The organism is Bacillus sp. Nf3 (assembly GCF_003028545.1).
GTDB classification, from domain to species: Bacteria; Bacillota; Bacilli; order Bacillales; family Bacillaceae; genus Bacillus; species Bacillus safensis.
This window is the reverse complement of sequence record NZ_PYUA01000002.1, coordinates 396,172-411,256: the sequence shown is the minus strand read 5'-3', so window position 1 is coordinate 411,256 and position 15,085 is coordinate 396,172. Positions and strand designations below refer to the sequence as shown.

The 15,085-nt window shown below is 41.0% G+C and carries 17 protein-coding genes and 1 pseudogene; 1 reads left to right on the top strand and 17 read right to left on the bottom strand.

The features are described from left to right. Window positions 1–32: 32 nt before the first annotated feature. The 4 genes from C9414_RS06845 to C9414_RS06830 all read right to left on the bottom strand — a co-directional run bounded on the left by C9414_RS06845 (window position 33) and on the right by C9414_RS06830 (window position 5,220). Window positions 33–1,373 (bottom strand): sugar porter family MFS transporter, encoded by a 1,341-nt coding sequence (locus tag C9414_RS06845; RefSeq protein ID WP_047201943.1) that lies wholly within the window; start codon window positions 1,371–1,373, stop codon window positions 33–35. Window positions 1,374–1,457: 84 nt separating this feature from the next. Next, window positions 1,458–2,879 carry an L-arabinose isomerase gene (araA, locus tag C9414_RS06840; RefSeq protein ID WP_107163330.1) on the bottom strand — a complete coding sequence of 474 codons (1,422 nt, stop codon included), beginning with the start codon at window positions 2,877–2,879 and terminating at the stop codon, window positions 1,458–1,460. A 17-nt stretch (window positions 2,880–2,896) separates the two neighbouring features. Next, the gene (locus C9414_RS06835) at window positions 2,897–3,601 is read right to left on the bottom strand and encodes an L-ribulose-5-phosphate 4-epimerase (RefSeq protein ID WP_047201945.1); all 705 of its coding nucleotides are present in this window, start codon (window positions 3,599–3,601) and stop codon (window positions 2,897–2,899) included. Further along, window positions 3,595–5,220: a xylulokinase gene (locus C9414_RS06830; RefSeq protein ID WP_107163329.1), complete on the bottom strand. Its 1,626-nt coding sequence runs from the start codon at window positions 5,218–5,220 to the stop codon at window positions 3,595–3,597. Before C9414_RS06830 ends, C9414_RS06835 begins: the two co-directional genes overlap by 7 nt. 272 nt (window positions 5,221–5,492) lie before the next feature. Here C9414_RS06830 and C9414_RS06825 point away from each other — a divergent pair, with 272 nt between their 5' ends. Continuing rightward, window positions 5,493–6,581, top strand: a complete 1,089-nt coding sequence (locus tag C9414_RS06825) for a GntR family transcriptional regulator (protein ID WP_107163328.1) — start codon at window positions 5,493–5,495, stop codon at window positions 6,579–6,581. A gap of 18 nt (window positions 6,582–6,599) precedes the next feature. Here the strand turns inward: C9414_RS06825 and C9414_RS06820 are convergent, their stop codons facing one another. The 13 genes and pseudogenes from C9414_RS06820 to C9414_RS20160 all read right to left on the bottom strand — a co-directional run bounded on the left by C9414_RS06820 (window position 6,600) and on the right by C9414_RS20160 (window position 15,060). Further along, window positions 6,600–7,610: a serine hydrolase domain-containing protein gene (locus C9414_RS06820; RefSeq protein ID WP_107163327.1), complete on the bottom strand. Its 1,011-nt coding sequence runs from the start codon at window positions 7,608–7,610 to the stop codon at window positions 6,600–6,602. Between the two features lie 6 nt (window positions 7,611–7,616). Further along, the gene (locus C9414_RS06815; RefSeq protein ID WP_224928959.1) at window positions 7,617–8,081 is read right to left on the bottom strand and encodes a MarR family winged helix-turn-helix transcriptional regulator; all 465 of its coding nucleotides are present in this window, start codon (window positions 8,079–8,081) and stop codon (window positions 7,617–7,619) included. Window positions 8,082–8,171: 90 nt separating this feature from the next. Further along, a complete protein-coding gene (locus tag C9414_RS06810) occupies window positions 8,172–8,897 on the bottom strand; it encodes a DsbA family oxidoreductase (protein ID WP_107163326.1) in 726 nt (241 codons plus the stop codon). Between the two features lie 140 nt (window positions 8,898–9,037). After that, complete coding sequence (hxlB, locus tag C9414_RS06805; protein WP_107163325.1) at window positions 9,038–9,595, bottom strand: 6-phospho-3-hexuloisomerase; 558 nt, start codon at window positions 9,593–9,595, stop codon at window positions 9,038–9,040. Further along, window positions 9,592–10,224: a 3-hexulose-6-phosphate synthase gene (gene hxlA, locus C9414_RS06800; protein ID WP_039180128.1), complete on the bottom strand. Its 633-nt coding sequence runs from the start codon at window positions 10,222–10,224 to the stop codon at window positions 9,592–9,594. Before hxlA ends, hxlB begins: the two co-directional genes overlap by 4 nt. A gap of 233 nt (window positions 10,225–10,457) precedes the next feature. Next, window positions 10,458–10,814, bottom strand: coding sequence for a transcriptional activator HxlR (hxlR, locus tag C9414_RS06795; protein ID WP_012010675.1), 357 nt, complete (start codon window positions 10,812–10,814; stop codon window positions 10,458–10,460). Between the two features lie 75 nt (window positions 10,815–10,889). After that, window positions 10,890–11,759, bottom strand: a complete 870-nt coding sequence (locus tag C9414_RS06790) for an alpha/beta hydrolase (protein ID WP_107163324.1) — start codon at window positions 11,757–11,759, stop codon at window positions 10,890–10,892. A gap of 80 nt (window positions 11,760–11,839) precedes the next feature. Then, entirely contained in the window at window positions 11,840–11,989 is a 150-nt protein-coding gene (locus C9414_RS20165; protein WP_181286129.1) for a hypothetical protein, read from the bottom strand. Window positions 11,990–12,007: 18 nt separating this feature from the next. Further along, on the bottom strand, window positions 12,008–12,355 hold the full coding sequence (locus tag C9414_RS06785; protein WP_107163323.1) for a YxiJ family protein: 348 nt from the start codon (window positions 12,353–12,355) through the stop codon (window positions 12,008–12,010). A 66-nt stretch (window positions 12,356–12,421) separates the two neighbouring features. Continuing rightward, window positions 12,422–13,030, bottom strand: a complete 609-nt coding sequence (locus C9414_RS06780) for a hypothetical protein (RefSeq protein WP_107163503.1) — start codon at window positions 13,028–13,030, stop codon at window positions 12,422–12,424. A gap of 56 nt (window positions 13,031–13,086) precedes the next feature. Further along, window positions 13,087–13,716, bottom strand: coding sequence for a hypothetical protein (locus tag C9414_RS06775; RefSeq protein ID WP_107163322.1), 630 nt, complete (start codon window positions 13,714–13,716; stop codon window positions 13,087–13,089). 97 nt (window positions 13,717–13,813) lie between these two features. Continuing rightward, window positions 13,814–13,906 (bottom strand): annotated as a pseudogene (locus C9414_RS20485) (DUF2750 domain-containing protein); the annotation flags it as partial. Between the two features lie 911 nt (window positions 13,907–14,817). Next, window positions 14,818–15,060: a hypothetical protein gene (locus tag C9414_RS20160; protein WP_249117714.1), complete on the bottom strand. Its 243-nt coding sequence runs from the start codon at window positions 15,058–15,060 to the stop codon at window positions 14,818–14,820. Between the last annotated feature and the right edge of the window lie 25 nt (window positions 15,061–15,085).

Here is a 15,085-nt window from a genome sequence, read left to right as displayed (position 1 = left end):
CTATCCCGTGTGGGTAGATGGTTTTCTTAAATTTATACACGTGCAGCCATATCGGTTTCGATTTGCTCTAAGCTTCTTCCCTTTGTCTCGACTAGCACAAATCGGGTGAATAATAGTCCGATTAAGCAGATGACGCCAAATGAGGAGAAAATAACCCCAAAGCTGAATTTGTCTGCCAGGATAGGGAAAACGAGTCCAACTGCTAACGATCCGGTCCAGTTAAAGGCAGAAGAGATACCTGCTCCGATGCCTCTGACAGAAAGCGGGAAGATTTCGCCAATGATGATCCAAGTGATCGGTGCCCACGAGAAGGCATAGCACAAAATAAAGCAGCAAAGTGAAATCAATGTCACCCAGTTTAAAATTCCTTCACTGACGCCAAGTGCACCTAATGCGGCGGGAGCAAAGAAAGAAAGAGCCATGCCCGATCCCCCTACGGTGAGAATCGTTCGGCGATCGAAGCGGTCAACAAATTGTAAAAAGATTACGGTCGTGACGACAAAAATGACACCGACAATGACTGTAAAACCTGCGGCGACCTGCGGCGCAAGGCCTACATTCCGAGCGATACTCGTTGCATAATAGACAATGGAGTTCGCGCCTTGAATTTGTTGAAGGGTCGCCATTCCAACCCCAATGAAAAGAGCCATTCTGAATTTCTTTTGAAACAATTCACGAATACCCGAGCGTTCTTCTTTGGCGACTTCTAAGATTTCCTGCATTTCTGATTCGATTTCTTCACGGGAAGAACGCAGTGATCCTAATACCTCTCGTGCTTTATGAGCCATTCCGTGTTTAATCAAATATCTCGGAGATTCAGGAAGCTTCAGCATGCCAATATAAAGCACGATCGCAAATAAAGCAGCACTTCCCAGCATCCAGCGCCAGCTGTCTGGGATGGGTTCAAACACAAACGCGACAATATAGCTGAGCAATAGTCCAGTTACAATCATGAGCTGATTGAGTCCAGATAATTTCCCGCGGATTTTAGCAGGAGCGATTTCAGACATGTAAGCCGGAACCAATGATGAGGCTGTTCCTACTGCTGTCCCTAAAAAGATCCGAGCGATGGTGAGTGAAATCTCTTCTGGTGCGACAGCTGATCCGATAGCCCCGACAAAAAAGATAACGGATGAGACCAAAATGAGTTTTCTGCGGCCAAATTTATCCCCTAAGAGACCGCTTAAGATGGAGCCAATGATGGCCCCGCCCATTAATGAAGAGACAACAATTCCAAGCCATAATGGGCTGAGCTGAAATTCTTCCTGAATATGTCCTTCTGCCCCTGCAATAATACCAATATCATACCCAAATAAGATGCCTGCAAAGGACCCGAAAAAGAAGATAAATTTGCTTGACACTTTTTTCTCCAAGTGGATGACCCCCTCACTTAATTAACCGCTTTCATTTCTCCCTGTGCTTCCACTGTAAACAGTAGAAGACCTTTCATCCTTCTTCTATAAAACCACATATTCTGCATTGACAAGTTTTGTAAACTGAACAATTTGATCGACCGTTAAATTGAGAGACACGACTGTATGATGGCCTCCCCCTTGCTTAATCCATGCTTTGACGCCATCCTGAAAATTCGGTTTGATTTTCCACAATACACGCGCAACTGGTAAATGAGGTGCCGCTTCCTCCGGCTCAAAGGCTTCAACTTCTTGTATCAGCCATTTGAAATGTGTTCCAAAATCCGCTATGGAAACAACAACACCTTCGCCTGCTTTTCCATCAAATACAAGACGTGCTGGATCTTCCCGGTTTCCAATCCCAAGTGGAGAAACGACAATGACGGGTTTTGTTTGTGCGAGCGCTGGATCTACTTCCAGCATATGAGATTGTAGCACCGCTTCCTGTCCAGACGTCATTTCATATGTGTAGTCCTCCATAAAACCAGTGGATTGATGATGGCTCATCACTTTTAATAAGCGGTCTAGTGCGGCCGTTTTCCAATCGCCTTCCCCAGCAAAGCCGTATCCCTTTGCCATCAGCCGCTGTACCGCAAGTCCAGGCAGCTGCTTCATCCCATGTAAATCTTCAAAGTTTGTTGTAAAGGCATGATAGCCGCCTTCATCTAAGAAACGTTTGATGGCGATCTCATATCGCGCCTGCACCTTGACACTTTTTTCCCATTCTTCAACTGAATACGTTCCATAATTCACATCATATTGCGTTAAATACTCAGCAAATAATGCATCTATCTCTTCTTGCTCTACTGCATTTACATATTCGACGAGATCGCCTATTCCAAAGTAATCAACGGTCCATCCTAATTGAATCTGCGCTTCGATTTTATCGCCTTCTGTCACGGCCACATGCCGCATGTTGTCACCAAACCGGGCTACTTTGATGTGAAAGCTCTCATGATAGGCAGCCGCAACGTCCATCCAATCAGCAATTTGTTGCTGCACTTCAGGCTTTGACCAATGACCGGTCACAATTTGGTTTTGTTTATTTAAACGTGCATTGATATAGCCATATTCTCTATCTCCATGTGCGGATTGATGAAGATTCATATAGTCCATGTCGATCGTGTCCCACGGGATCTTTTCATAATATTGTGTGACAAGATGCAAAAGAGGTTTTTGCAAAAGATTGGTCCCGCGTATCCACATTTTCGCTGGAGAAAATGTATGCATCCACGTCATCACGCCAATGACTTCATCGCGATAATTGACCTCTTTCATTAGCTTTGTGATTTGATCGGCGCTGACAGCCAGTTCCTGCAAAATCACTGGATAAGGAAGTAAACCGCTCTCATTTAAGGCATCTGTCATCTTTTGTGCATTTGCTTTTACTTTTTGCAGTGCTTCATCACCATATAAATGCTGTGACCCAACGATAAACCAAAACTCTTTTTTCTGACTTGTTAACATAGATATCCCTCTTTTCTTTATCTTGAAGGTTTTTGTCCGTAATACGCATGCTTTCCATGTTTTCTTAAGTAATGTTTATCTAAAATTCGCTGCGGCAATGGCTCCGCAAATTCGTTCAATTGCTTGGCAAAAAGGTTCATTTTGGCAACTTCATCTAAAATCACACTGTTTGTGACCGCACTTTTTGCATCCTTCCCCCATGTAAACGGACCATGCCCTTGAAGCAATACACCAGGCACCGCCATGACATCTAGGTTTCTTTTCTCAAACGTTTCGATGATCAGCCGGCCGGTCTCTATCTCATAACCGCGATTGACTTCTTCTTCTGTAAGAAAACGAGCGCACGGAACGGCGCCGTAAAATGTATCGGCATGTGTTGTGCCCATTGCTGGTAAATCAAGACCTGCCTGCGCCCAAACGGTTGCCCACATAGAATGGCTATGTGAAATGCCCCCTATTTCCTCAAAGTGTTTGTAAAGAACTGCATGTGTAGCTGTATCTGACGAAGGACTGAATTCTCCTTCCACCACTTCACCGTCAAAGTTCACCACGACCATATCTTTTGCTGATAGTTGGTCATACGCTATGCCGCTCGGCTTAATCACAAACAAACCACTGTCACGATCACATGCACTGACATTGCCCCATGTAAATTTCACAAGTCCGTATTTTGGCAAATCTAAATTTGCTTGATACACTTCTTCTTTTAAGCGATCTAGCATACCGTTGTCACTCCTTTCGTTGGCATCAGATGCGCTACCGCCGCTTCTTCAATCGGAAGCCCTTCTTGATAGCGCTTTAAAAATTCGTCAAAGCCTTTGACATCGAGTGGATCAGGCTCCATGAGTTCTTCTGATGTATGGGCAAATACCCGGTGGGTAAGAAATTCAGCCAATGTTTGCTGCTGATGATGGACCATAAATGAAGCAAGGACCGCCATCCCAAACGCACCACCTTCTCCTGCTGTTGAAACGACTGATACAGGTGTATTCAGCGCTGCGGCAACCATTTTTTGGCCAACGAGCGGTGTTTTAAATAATCCCCCATGTCCTAGTAAGCGGTCAATCACTACATGTTCCTGTTCCTTTAACCGGTCCATGCCTATTTTCATAGCACCAAAAGCGGAGAACAAATGGGTGCGCATGAAATTAGCGAGGTTAAAGCGGCTTTCAGGAGACCTGACAAAAAGAGGTCTTCCTTCTGGCAGTCTCGTAATATTTTCACCAGAGTAATAGCCATAGCTTAAGAGTCCGCCACCATCTCGATCTGCTTCTAAAGCTTGCTGCAATAACGATTCGTATAACCTCTCTGACTCCACATGCATGCCTAGTGCTTCAAATGCCTCTCTGAATATATTCATCCAAGCGTTTAGGTCACTTGTACAGTTATTCGCATGAACCATGGCAACTGGCAGTCCATCCGGCGTCGTGACAAGATCCACTTCTGGATACATACCTTTTAGATCCTGCTCCAAGACAATCATGGCAAAAACCGATGTCCCAACAGAAATATTCCCAGTCCGTCTTTCTACACTGTTTGTCGCCACCATTCCCGTTCCAGCGTCACCTTCCGGCGGGCAAAATGGAATGCCTGGCTGCAAATGTTTTCCTTGATCCAAAATGGCTGCCCCTGCTGCCGTTAACACGCCTGCCTCTTCACCAGCTAAATAGACACGCGGCAGAAGGTGGCGAAGCTTCCACGGGTAGCCTTTTTCTGCAATCAATGCTTCAAATTGCTGGAGCATTTCTTCATTGTAGTCCTTCGTTTCGTCATCAATTGGAAACATCCCTGACGCATCGCCAATACCAATGGCCTGCTTTCCGGTTAACAGCCAGTGAATATATCCAGACAAAGTGGTCATATATTCTAATCGGGATAGATGTTTTTCCTCTTCTAATACCGCTTGATACAAATGAGCAATACTCCATCTTTCTGGAATATGAAATTGAAATACATCTGTCAGCTTTTGACTCGCCTCGATGGTCGTTGCATTTCGCCATGTTCGGAACGGAACGAGAACCTCTCCTGTATGATCACATGCCACATAACCATGCATCATCGCTGATACCCCGATTGAGCCAATGGTTTGAATGGTCACACCATACTTTTGCTTGGCCTGTTCTTTCATCTCTCGATACGCCACTTGCAGACCTGTAATAATATCAATTAAGTTGTACGTCCAAATTCCATCCTGGAGAAAACTTTCCCATTCATATGCACCTTGTGCAATTGGCTGAAATTCCTCATCTATTAAAATCGCTTTAATTCGTGTTGAACCAAATTCAATGCCTAAAGATGTCCGTCCTTCTTTCAAGGCTTTGGCCGTCTCTTTATGATTCAATCTACGTTCACCCCCATTTTGATAGCGGTTTCAATTTTGTTTTTCTAGATTCATTGATTCTCTGGTACAATCACAATATAATATTTGTACGTACATATGTCAATAATAAATATAGTTGTACATACACAATGTGACAAAAACCTGCATTTTTTCTGGAGGGGTCATGACAGAAAAGGAAAGCGCCTGTTTTTGATTCGACAACCATGTTAAAATATGTCCATACAATTTCTTCTCAATCCGAGTAGATGATCAACTGAGAAAGAAGTGAAACGATGAAAAAGAAGTACCAGATCATTATTGATGATATAAAAAGCAAAATACTCACAGGGGATTATCGGATCGGGGAGCGCATTCCAACCGAATCAAGCCTGCAGGACATGTATCAAGTAAGCAGACATACAGTTCGAAAAGCCATTTTGGAATTGTCCAGCGAAGGATTTTTGCGCAGCGAAAAAGGTTCAGGCACATTTGTGACCAATCAATATCAAACAAAACCTGCGGGACATGCACATATGAAAACGATTGGGGTCATTACAACATACATATCCGATTACATTTTCCCTTCCATCATTCGAGGCATTGAAAGCCGATTAAACGAAGAGAACTATTCCTTGTTACTGGCAAGCACAAATAACGATGTTGAGCAGGAGAAAAAAGCGCTGGAAATGATGCTGTCTTTTGGGGTGGACGGACTTATTGTCGAGCCGACGAAAAGCAATTTATACAATCCAAACATTTCGTACTACTTATCCTTTAAAGAACAGGATGTACCGCTCATTATGATCAATGCCTATTATGAGCAGCTAGAGGTTCCTTTTCTCTGTTTAGATGATGTGAAGTCTAGCTATTTAGCCACAAAAGAGCTGATCACCTCAGGCCATCAGCAAATTGGACTTATTTCAAAAACAGATGATTTACAGGGAAAATATCGGATGAAGGGCTATATTCAAGCGCTAGGTGAAGCGAAGCTTAATTTCCTGCCTGAGCATGTGCTCTTTTTCGATACAGAATCAAAGCAGCATTTGGGAGAGCAAATTCACACATTCCTGATGGCGCACAGACACGAACTGACCGCTCTTGTTTGCTATAACGATGAGGTGGGATTAGAAGTCGCCAGCGTATGCAGCGAAATCGGGCTGTCCATTCCAGATGATCTCTCGATTATTGGACAGGATAATTCGTATATTGCCCAGAAAAATGCCCATGTGAAGCTGACAACACTGACCCATCCACAGGAGAAAATGGGCCGTGATGCAGCAGACTGGATGATTAAAAAAGTACAAGGGAAAAAGAATCTCCCTGATCAAACGTTTTACGAGCCTGAATTGGTTCCAGGTGAAACGATCAAACGAATAAAATGAGCCCTTGCCGCAGGTGGCTCATTTTATTTTAGATTCCAGCATATCCAGCAGATCATACGCTATACGATCGGGAGAGTCTTGCGTGATTCGATTACGGTAGTTGGATAAAACGACCACGCCTGCTTTTGAATGCGGGCGAAAGCCAATAAAACTGGAGAATCCCGACGTCGCCCCATTATGGCAAATAAGTCCTGTGTCATCGATGACCCAGCCGAGTCCCATTGACATGTTCCTGCCCATATCCCCTCTTGGTTCATGCGTGATTTTCCAAAAAGAATCCGCATCTGCGTGTAGATGGGCCGAGAGAAATGACAATAAATCTGTGATGGTCGAGCGAATAGCGCCAGCTCCTTGATAATCAAGCATATGAAGCGGCGGAACCTCTTTACCATTTTCTCGATGACCTAAGATCATCTTTGATTTTATATCATCCTTGATAGTAATAAAGGTACTTGATAGATGAAGCTCATCCACGATATAATCCATCAATAGCTGTTCATATGTTTTGTGACGAGACCAGCCCATGATTAAACCAAGCAGCCCGACACCCACATTGGAATAACGAGATGGAAAGCTTTTTGGCTGATTCCACTTTTTCGAGTTTAACAGTTTCATTAATTCATCGAGTGAATATTGACAGAACATATCTCTTCTCACTTTAGGAAGGAAGCATAGCTGCAAATCTCTAAGAAGACGATGCGGAGGAAGTCCAGACGTATGGGTTGCCAGCTGCTCTATTTGAATGGGATGATTCTTTCGAATATGAGGACAATACAGTGAAATCGAATCATCGAGTTTCATCTGCCCTTTTTGCAACATGCTTGACAATATACTTGTCGTAAAGACTTTTGAAATCGAGCCAATCTCAAAAATGACATCCTCTGGCTCCACTCGCTTTTGTATAGGGTGATCCCCGAAATGAAAGACATGTGTTTCCCCTTGATGAATCAATCCGATCACAAGCAGTGCGTCCTTCTTTTTCTCTATATAAGAGGAAGCGATTCTCTGTACTTCTTGTTTGAGCGTCATTCATTCTCATCCTTTCTCTTCGTTTTGATGTGGGATCAATTGATCGAGCTTTTCATAAATCGATGTCAATGTGGAGATCTCATCGAGGGATAATGCTGAATAATATTTTTCAATAATCGCAAGCTCTACCTTTCTCATATTCTCGAGGTACGTTATGGCCTTCTCAGAAAGTTCAACATGCAATTCCCTCCGATTATGCGGGTTAATGCTGCGGCAAATCCATTCTTTTTTTTCAAGCGTGTTTAACAATTGACTCACTGCACTTTGAGTGATACCTAATTGCTGGGCAATTTGAATAGGAGAACTTCCCCCTTTCTGTTCAATAAAATTCAGTACAATATGCTGCTTATCGGTTAACTCATCTACAAATAATTCTTCAAACTCTAATCGGAGCTTTTGATGGATGCGAGCTTCGATATTGTTTAGCTCTTGGATCATAGCTGTTTTGGATATCAATTTTATCACCTTCATAATTAAGATACCTTAATTATGAAGTAAACTTTATATTAAATCAACAAAAATCCCCATCTTTTAGAAAGATAGGGAACTTGCCTTTGCCTATTACGATTCTTCTTTAGGGGAAGGCACCGCACATACGCCATCTGCACATGCTGCTTCAAACGCATTGTCAGCAGCTTTCTCTGCTTGAGCTGCTTCCTCTGTCCAAGCTGTTTCAAGTGCGCGCAGGAAGGTATCTGCTGGCTGTGCACCTGCCACTGAATATTTGTTATTGATTAAGAAAAATGGTACGGCATTAATACCAAGCTGTCTCGCTTTTTTTTCATCTTCTCGTACATGATCTGCAAATTCCTCGCTGTCAAGAGCTTGCTCTACTTCCTTTAAATCAAGATCTGCTTTTTCTGCAATGTCTAAAAGAGTTTGACGGTCACCAACATGCTTTCCATCTGTAAAATACGCTTGAAACAGCTCTCCCATGACGAAATCGCCTTTCCCCTTTTGACCAGCATATTGCGCCAATCGGTGGGCATCAAAGGTATTGGTCAACACGAGCGGATCGAATTGAAAATCGATTCCTTTCTCTTTACCGGCCTGCTTTACCTGCTCATTCATCGCCATTGCCCGGCTGCGGCTCATGCCATATTTTTTGGCAAGCATATCGTGAACGTCATGATCGACATCAACAGGTGCATGTGGATCAAGCTCAAAGCTTTTAAACTCTATCTCTACCTGTTCCTTCTCTGGAAATTGTTCTAGCGCTGTTTCCAGCTGTTTTTTTCCTATATAACAAAAAGGACAGGCGATATCTGACCAAATTTGTACTTTCATGTTCATCTTCCTTCCGTGCTTGCGCTTTTTCTTTAACGATGTAACAATTATAGTTACATCAAATAGATGATGTCAAGATTCTGATCTTGTTTTAAATGAAAAAGCCTCTCCTTTTAAGAAAGGAAAGGCTTTGAAAATACCTATTCTAAATTTGCATGGTGACCGTACATTGTATGTGTGTCGAGCTCTTTTATTTCCATTAACCTTAAAATGACCGCATCGTATGTCAGAAGAAGCGACTGCTCAAATAGTGAGCCCATTGGCTGAATGGTATGATGGTTTCCTTCCTGTTGATCCTTCGGTGCACCTGACAATAAGATGACTTCATCCGATAAATCAGCTAAAGGTGACTCAGCAGAAAGCGTGAATGCTGCCACTTTTCCGCCAATTGCTTTTGCCTTTTTTGCAAGGACGAGTAAAGACTCTGTACGGCCAGAGCCGCTCCCGACAATCAAAAGATCCTCTTCTGTAAAAGAAGGCGTATTCGTTTCACCAATTACATATGCCTTGACGCCAATATGAGTAAGTCTCATCGCAAACGATTTTCCCATCAAGCCAGATCTGCCTGCACCTGTCACAAAAACTTTTTGTGCAGATAAAATACTTGTGATCAGGCGCTCTGCTTGTTCGTCTTGAATGGCAGACGAATGATCAGAAAGCTCATTTAAAATGGCTTTCACATAGTCGCTGGTCTTCATGATTGTGCGATCAGCTGCTTCATTTGTGCAGCCACTTCTGCTTTATTGTCCTGGCTTGCGATACCGCCGCCGACAATGATTAAATCAGGGTTTAATTTCACGACTTCAGGTAACGTATCAAGCTTAATTCCACCTGCAATCGCTGTTTTCGCCTGCTTGACAACTTCTTTAATCGTCATAAGATCAGCAAATGAATTTTGACCAACTGCTTGCAGGTCATAGCCTGTATGCACACAAATATAATCGACTCCAAGCGCATCCAGCTCTTTTGCACGGCCTGCGATATCTTTGATGCCAATCATATCAACTAAAATTTGTTTTCCTCTTGCTTTCGCTTCTTTCACCGCTCCTTGAATGGACATATCTTCTGCCGCTGCAAGAATGGTGACGATATCTGCTCCAGCTTCAGATGCCTGCTGCACTTCATAGCCGGCAGCATCCATAATTTTCAAATCAGCGAGTACACGTAAATTGGGAAAAGCCTGCTTGACTTCTTTTACAGCACGAAGCCCTTCGTTAATCACAACAGGTGTCCCAATTTCGACCACATCAATGGATGCTTCTACTTCTTTGATCAGCTCAATTGCCTCTGGTATATTCACTAAATCTAATGCTAATTGTAATTTCATCAACTTTCACTCCCGTTTTTCATCTCATCTTCAAGAGCTCCGCGGATGATGCATCTTGAACGATGAAATGAGTATAACAACAGGAATGACGCAATGTAAGTACGCACTTTTTTTTTACATACTATACTTTTCCGCATATGGTTACAAAAAAGATACTGTCTTTTGGGCAGTATCTCAGGGTAAAGACAAAGGGCTAAAATAAAGTTATTTTAGCCCTACAATCGGTAGTCTTTCTATTTATCATCTTTTAAGAAATTGCTGTCGAGATATTGTTTTCCCCAATCATACATCGCCTCTAAAATCGGCATTAAGCTTTCTCCTAGTTCTGTGAGAGAATACTCAACCTTTGGCGGGACGACAGGATAAACCTCCCGGTGCACAATGTGATCTTCCTCTAATTCTCTTAGCTGATTGACAAGCATTCTTTGCGTAATCCCAGGCATTAACGACTTTAACTCACCAAAACGTTTTGTCCCTTCTCTGCCCAGATGCCATAAAATCAGCATTTTCCACTTACCGCCGATAATATTCAGCGTCAGCTCCTTTTCGCAGTTAAACACTTTATTTTCCATTCGTGATGACAACGACATACACTCCTTTAATAACAAACCACTTAGGTTTTATCATAACTGCAACTAAATGGATTGTCGAACATATGGTCTTCGTTATTGATTTTGTTTTTTAACAAAAGCCATCACAGCCTCCGTCATTTTTTGTGCTTCTTTTGGCGCTCTGTCTGATCCAAACCATTTGTTCAAGTCACTATGGCTCAGCGTATGCACCCGAAAAACAAACCGAGAGCCTTTGTCATGATTCAGTTTTTCAGCAAATCGATACACTTCAGGATTTTCCCAGCCCGTGACCAAATAGACAGGTGGTAAATTCTTTTGATTCATATAAGTGACAGGAGATGCCTTTGTCCAATTCTCCTCTTGTTTGCCAAAGACTTTTTTGTACGATGGGATGGCTTGTATAAATTGATTGATGTTTAACGGCCCATCTAAAATCACGATGGAATTGATCGTTGTTGGCGACAGCCCCACACGTTTTAAGTAGGTCGAATCTGTGGCAACCAGCGCCGTCAAATGACCGCCCGCTGAGTGACCCATGACATTGATTTTTGATGAATCGATTTGATATTCATCCGCATGATCCTTCACCCATTTAATGGCGTTTGCCGTATCATCTGCCATCTGCTCATAGTTTGCATCAGGGTGAAGCCTGTAATTCATTGAAACAAACACATACCCTTGACCTGTAAAATAATCAGCTTTAGAAGCGACTCTATTCTTATCGCCGCCTGTCCAGCCTCCGCCATGGAGATAGATCATCACTGGATGCTTCTTCTTTTTGTCTTCATCTTTGCCCTTCGGCATATACATATCGAGGGTTTGCTGTTTATTTTGTGTGTCTGCATAATGGATGTTTGTCGTCGGTTTAGGCTGGTTGAAACGGAACACAAAGAATGCGCAAACCAATAAGCCTGCGATGACCGCCGCAAATAAGAGCCATTTCAAGATTCGATTCAATGTCATTGCACCTTTCTGTGTTGGGATGGGGAAGCATGAGTAGCAGATATGTAGATAAACTAGCACGATTCAATTCGATACTAGATTCATATGGGATGTGCAAGAGAAAAACAATTGATCAAGTCGTCATATTCATTATACTCTTTAAAGTAGTGGAATTCATTGATTTGCTTTAGATGACTGATATCGAAATCAGGGATTTGCTTCTGGATTTTTTCATCTAAAAACCATGTCATCGTTTGTCCTCCAAGAGGTTATTGTATAAATGCAATAATTCGTTTTCTTGTTTCTTCATGGTATTGAACGTAGGAATGCAATAAAGGATACGATTCAAGGATATGGTAAAACGATTTGATTTGAGGAGATTGCTCTTCAAATGACTGACGTAACACGTTTAACTGTTTTTTCGGTATTCGTTTATGATCAACCACATAACTCAAACTGCCTGCAACAAGTGAAAAAAATAAATAAAAATCATCTGAGGGCATACCAGTTTCTTCTTCAAAAGAGACGTTATCATCTGGATAAGCGGAATCTAACAAGTATTGATAGCGCTGCTTCAAATCATTGATTAAGCCTTGTTTATCTTGGCTCGTGTTCATGGATCCACTACACCTTTCTCTCAATGCTTTTAAGTAGGTTAAAATTTAAGAAGATTATAGTTCTTATTATTCAATATTTGTGTAATTTTGAATGAATTCATTTTTAAAATCTTCTGGAAGTTTCTGATTTCGAAATACAACAGAAATCCAACCTAATACAATCTCATCTAAAGTTCTCCACGTTTTCAGCAATTGTTTATTCATATGTTCTAATTGATGAGTCGCTAATACTCCTATCTCATAACCTCTTTCACCATAAATGATCCATTTTGCAGAAGGGGAAACCCATATCACACGTGAAGCAATATTCATCATGCTATCGTTTACACTATGTATCGGGTAATCCGTTAAGATATCAAGGTAATCACTTGGTGTGATATTTAACGGGATTTTCACGCAAGGATAATAACCAAAATCACGATAATAATTATCCATAGTCTTCTGCTCATCTAACACAGCCATTAGTATATATTCATCTCTATGGTTCAAAGCTAAATCTTTTAGTGTCTCCCAGCTACCGTCTGATAACAACCAATGGAATTCTTCGAATAAATAATGAGGGGTTTTTGTTTTCAACACTTGATCAGGGAATGTCTTCGTACTGTTAACGAGCGAATTAACAAACGATAGAACATGTTCAAGTTCTTTTGGATCGGATATAAACAAATTTTTCACTTTATGCTCCTTTCGCATCTTCGGGTAAATCTATCATTAGTCATTGATACTCCATTTCACCGCTTGTAACATGACGCATAATGAGAAAGCATTTGAGTGTAATAATCATTGAATGTATTTTGGTCCTTCAATAAGCCTTCAAGCCAATTTGCTAAAACAGGGTAATCCATTGGTTTCCACCCTTCTTTTAATAACCTATTTTTCACAGAATCTTTTGTTGATACCACCCCCATTACACAAATTTCCATATCCCTGTCTGCCCAAATCGCCCACTGCAAAGAATGCGATAACCAGACCACTATGTACGAATTCGTTATGATATCATCCGCTATAGACTCTTTTGGGTGCGTCCATAGTGCGTTTACATAATTCTCACTTGAAATGTTTACATTCGCTTTCAGCCAATTATAATATCCAAATTCCTTCAAATAATATTTGGTTGGATCTGGTTGAAGGACTGCAGTCAAAAATTCTCTATCTTGTGTAACAGTTGATAACTCTTTTATGGTTTGTAAAATATCATCACTCAATGCCCAATCAAACTCTTGAAACAAAAAACAATCAAATGTCTTACGGAAGACTTGTTGTGGCAGCTCTTTATTTGTGTCAAACACATGGTCTACTAAATTCTGATAGAATTTGAATTCTTTTTCTGAACGAATAAATAAGTCTTCAAGCCGTTTCAAACAACTACCTCCACTCTTGTCGAACTAGTAGTTTTTTAATTCTTTCTCTATATCTTCTTTTAATGTTTGAATTTCAATTGACACCGAATTATTTCGATTATAGAAAATGGACGGATTGATTTCCATCTGCTATCATGCCCGGGAGCCACTCTTCTATAAAGTCTTCTAAATCAATCATTTCTGGCACTGTTTTTTCCCATTGATCGTTTGCGCAATAAGCGGCATAATCCTTTGTCGCCCAAAAATGAAGCTGCGGTACACCACGTCATCCTCTGACATAACCCAGCCCTTCTCGTTGCTTAATGACTAAACCTCTTCAAAATCAACAATCTTTTTGATGAAATAGTCATAACGCTTTTTCGCAGGTAATTGCATGGTGGTTTCTAATTCTTTCGGATGCATGGACATTGCGTCGCTCCTTATCTATTTATTTACTGTAGAAAGCGGCATGATTTTAGTAATTACTTATTGAATACGACGACTCCATATTCTTCATAAAAGATCGACCAGATGATTCAACTTTTACTTCAATCTTTAGTAAATCCGTAGTAAATTGTAAAAGAGCGTTTATTTCTTCTATAGATACTGATCAATGCAAGTAAGAATTAGGTGAGTCTTTCAAATTAATTCCACTCAACAGAATCAGCATATCCCAAACTTGATCATCGTCTATTTCTGGATCGTCTGCAGAAACGTAAATTGCAGCCCAATCAGAAATTTGTTCTCTTGTGATCGTCCCCTACAAGACTTGTCTTATTTTATTTAAACAGTCTAGCATTTTTGATTCGTCCATTCATTACATCCTACCTATGTAAGTTTTTCTCAAAACTCACTTCACGCTGTAAGCTACCTATATTTCATATTTGATAATATCCTCCATCGACATACCTTTAAAATATAAAGAAAGAATGTTTATAATAGTGTATTCGCCATACATACCAATCGGGTTAAATATCATTTTAGCTGTTTTTGGGTCAGCAACCTCTAAGTCCATAACAGGTGCAATGGAACCTTCTTTTCCCTCGCTAACGTAATAATTTTCATCTCTATATGTCACGAATTTCAGATTTTGAAGATCATCTTCTTTTATAAAATCTTGATTTATTTTTGTGACAACTTTCCATGATGAATTATATCCTGCTGTAAAACAATCTGAAACTTGAATTTCTCTCCCTCTATATTTTTTCCGAATGCAAACCTTCCAAATTCAGCATTGATTGTTAAACCTAAATCTTTAAATTTTGCTTGTTTTTCTTTCACTAGATTCAGTGCGGTATTTGTCATTTCTTTTTCGATATCTGCGATAGATTTTTTGGTCATCGTGTTTAATTTAACTTTCTTCAACTTTTCCTCCAGTATAAAACCCTCC

Excerpts from the sequence above, each read along its gene's own strand:
- C9414_RS06810 (WP_107163326.1), bottom strand. The coding sequence starts at position 8,897 with ATGAAAGTACAAATTTGGTCAGATATCGCCTGTCCTTTTTGTTATATA.
- C9414_RS06785 (WP_107163323.1), bottom strand. The coding sequence starts at position 12,355 with ATGAACACGAGCCAAGATAAACAAGGCTTAATCAATGATTTGAAGCAG.
- C9414_RS06790 (WP_107163324.1), bottom strand. The coding sequence starts at position 11,759 with ATGACATTGAATCGAATCTTGAAATGGCTCTTATTTGCGGCGGTCATC.
- C9414_RS06825 (WP_107163328.1), top strand. The coding sequence starts at position 5,493 with ATGAAAAAGAAGTACCAGATCATTATTGATGATATAAAAAGCAAAATA.
- hxlR (WP_012010675.1), bottom strand. The coding sequence starts at position 10,814 with ATGTCGTTGTCATCACGAATGGAAAATAAAGTGTTTAACTGCGAAAAG.
- C9414_RS06820 (WP_107163327.1), bottom strand. The coding sequence starts at position 7,610 with ATGACGCTCAAACAAGAAGTACAGAGAATCGCTTCCTCTTATATAGAG.
- hxlA (WP_039180128.1), bottom strand. The coding sequence starts at position 10,224 with ATGAAATTACAATTAGCATTAGATTTAGTGAATATACCAGAGGCAATT.
- araA (WP_107163330.1), bottom strand. The coding sequence starts at position 2,879 with ATGTTAACAAGTCAGAAAAAAGAGTTTTGGTTTATCGTTGGGTCACAG.
- hxlB (WP_107163325.1), bottom strand. The coding sequence starts at position 9,595 with ATGAAGACCAGCGACTATGTGAAAGCCATTTTAAATGAGCTTTCTGAT.
- C9414_RS06835 (WP_047201945.1), bottom strand. The coding sequence starts at position 3,601 with ATGCTAGATCGCTTAAAAGAAGAAGTGTATCAAGCAAATTTAGATTTG.
- C9414_RS20165 (WP_181286129.1), bottom strand. The coding sequence starts at position 11,989 with ATGACATGGTTTTTAGATGAAAAAATCCAGAAGCAAATCCCTGATTTC.
- C9414_RS06815 (WP_224928959.1), bottom strand. The coding sequence starts at position 8,081 with ATGAAGGTGATAAAATTGATATCCAAAACAGCTATGATCCAAGAGCTA.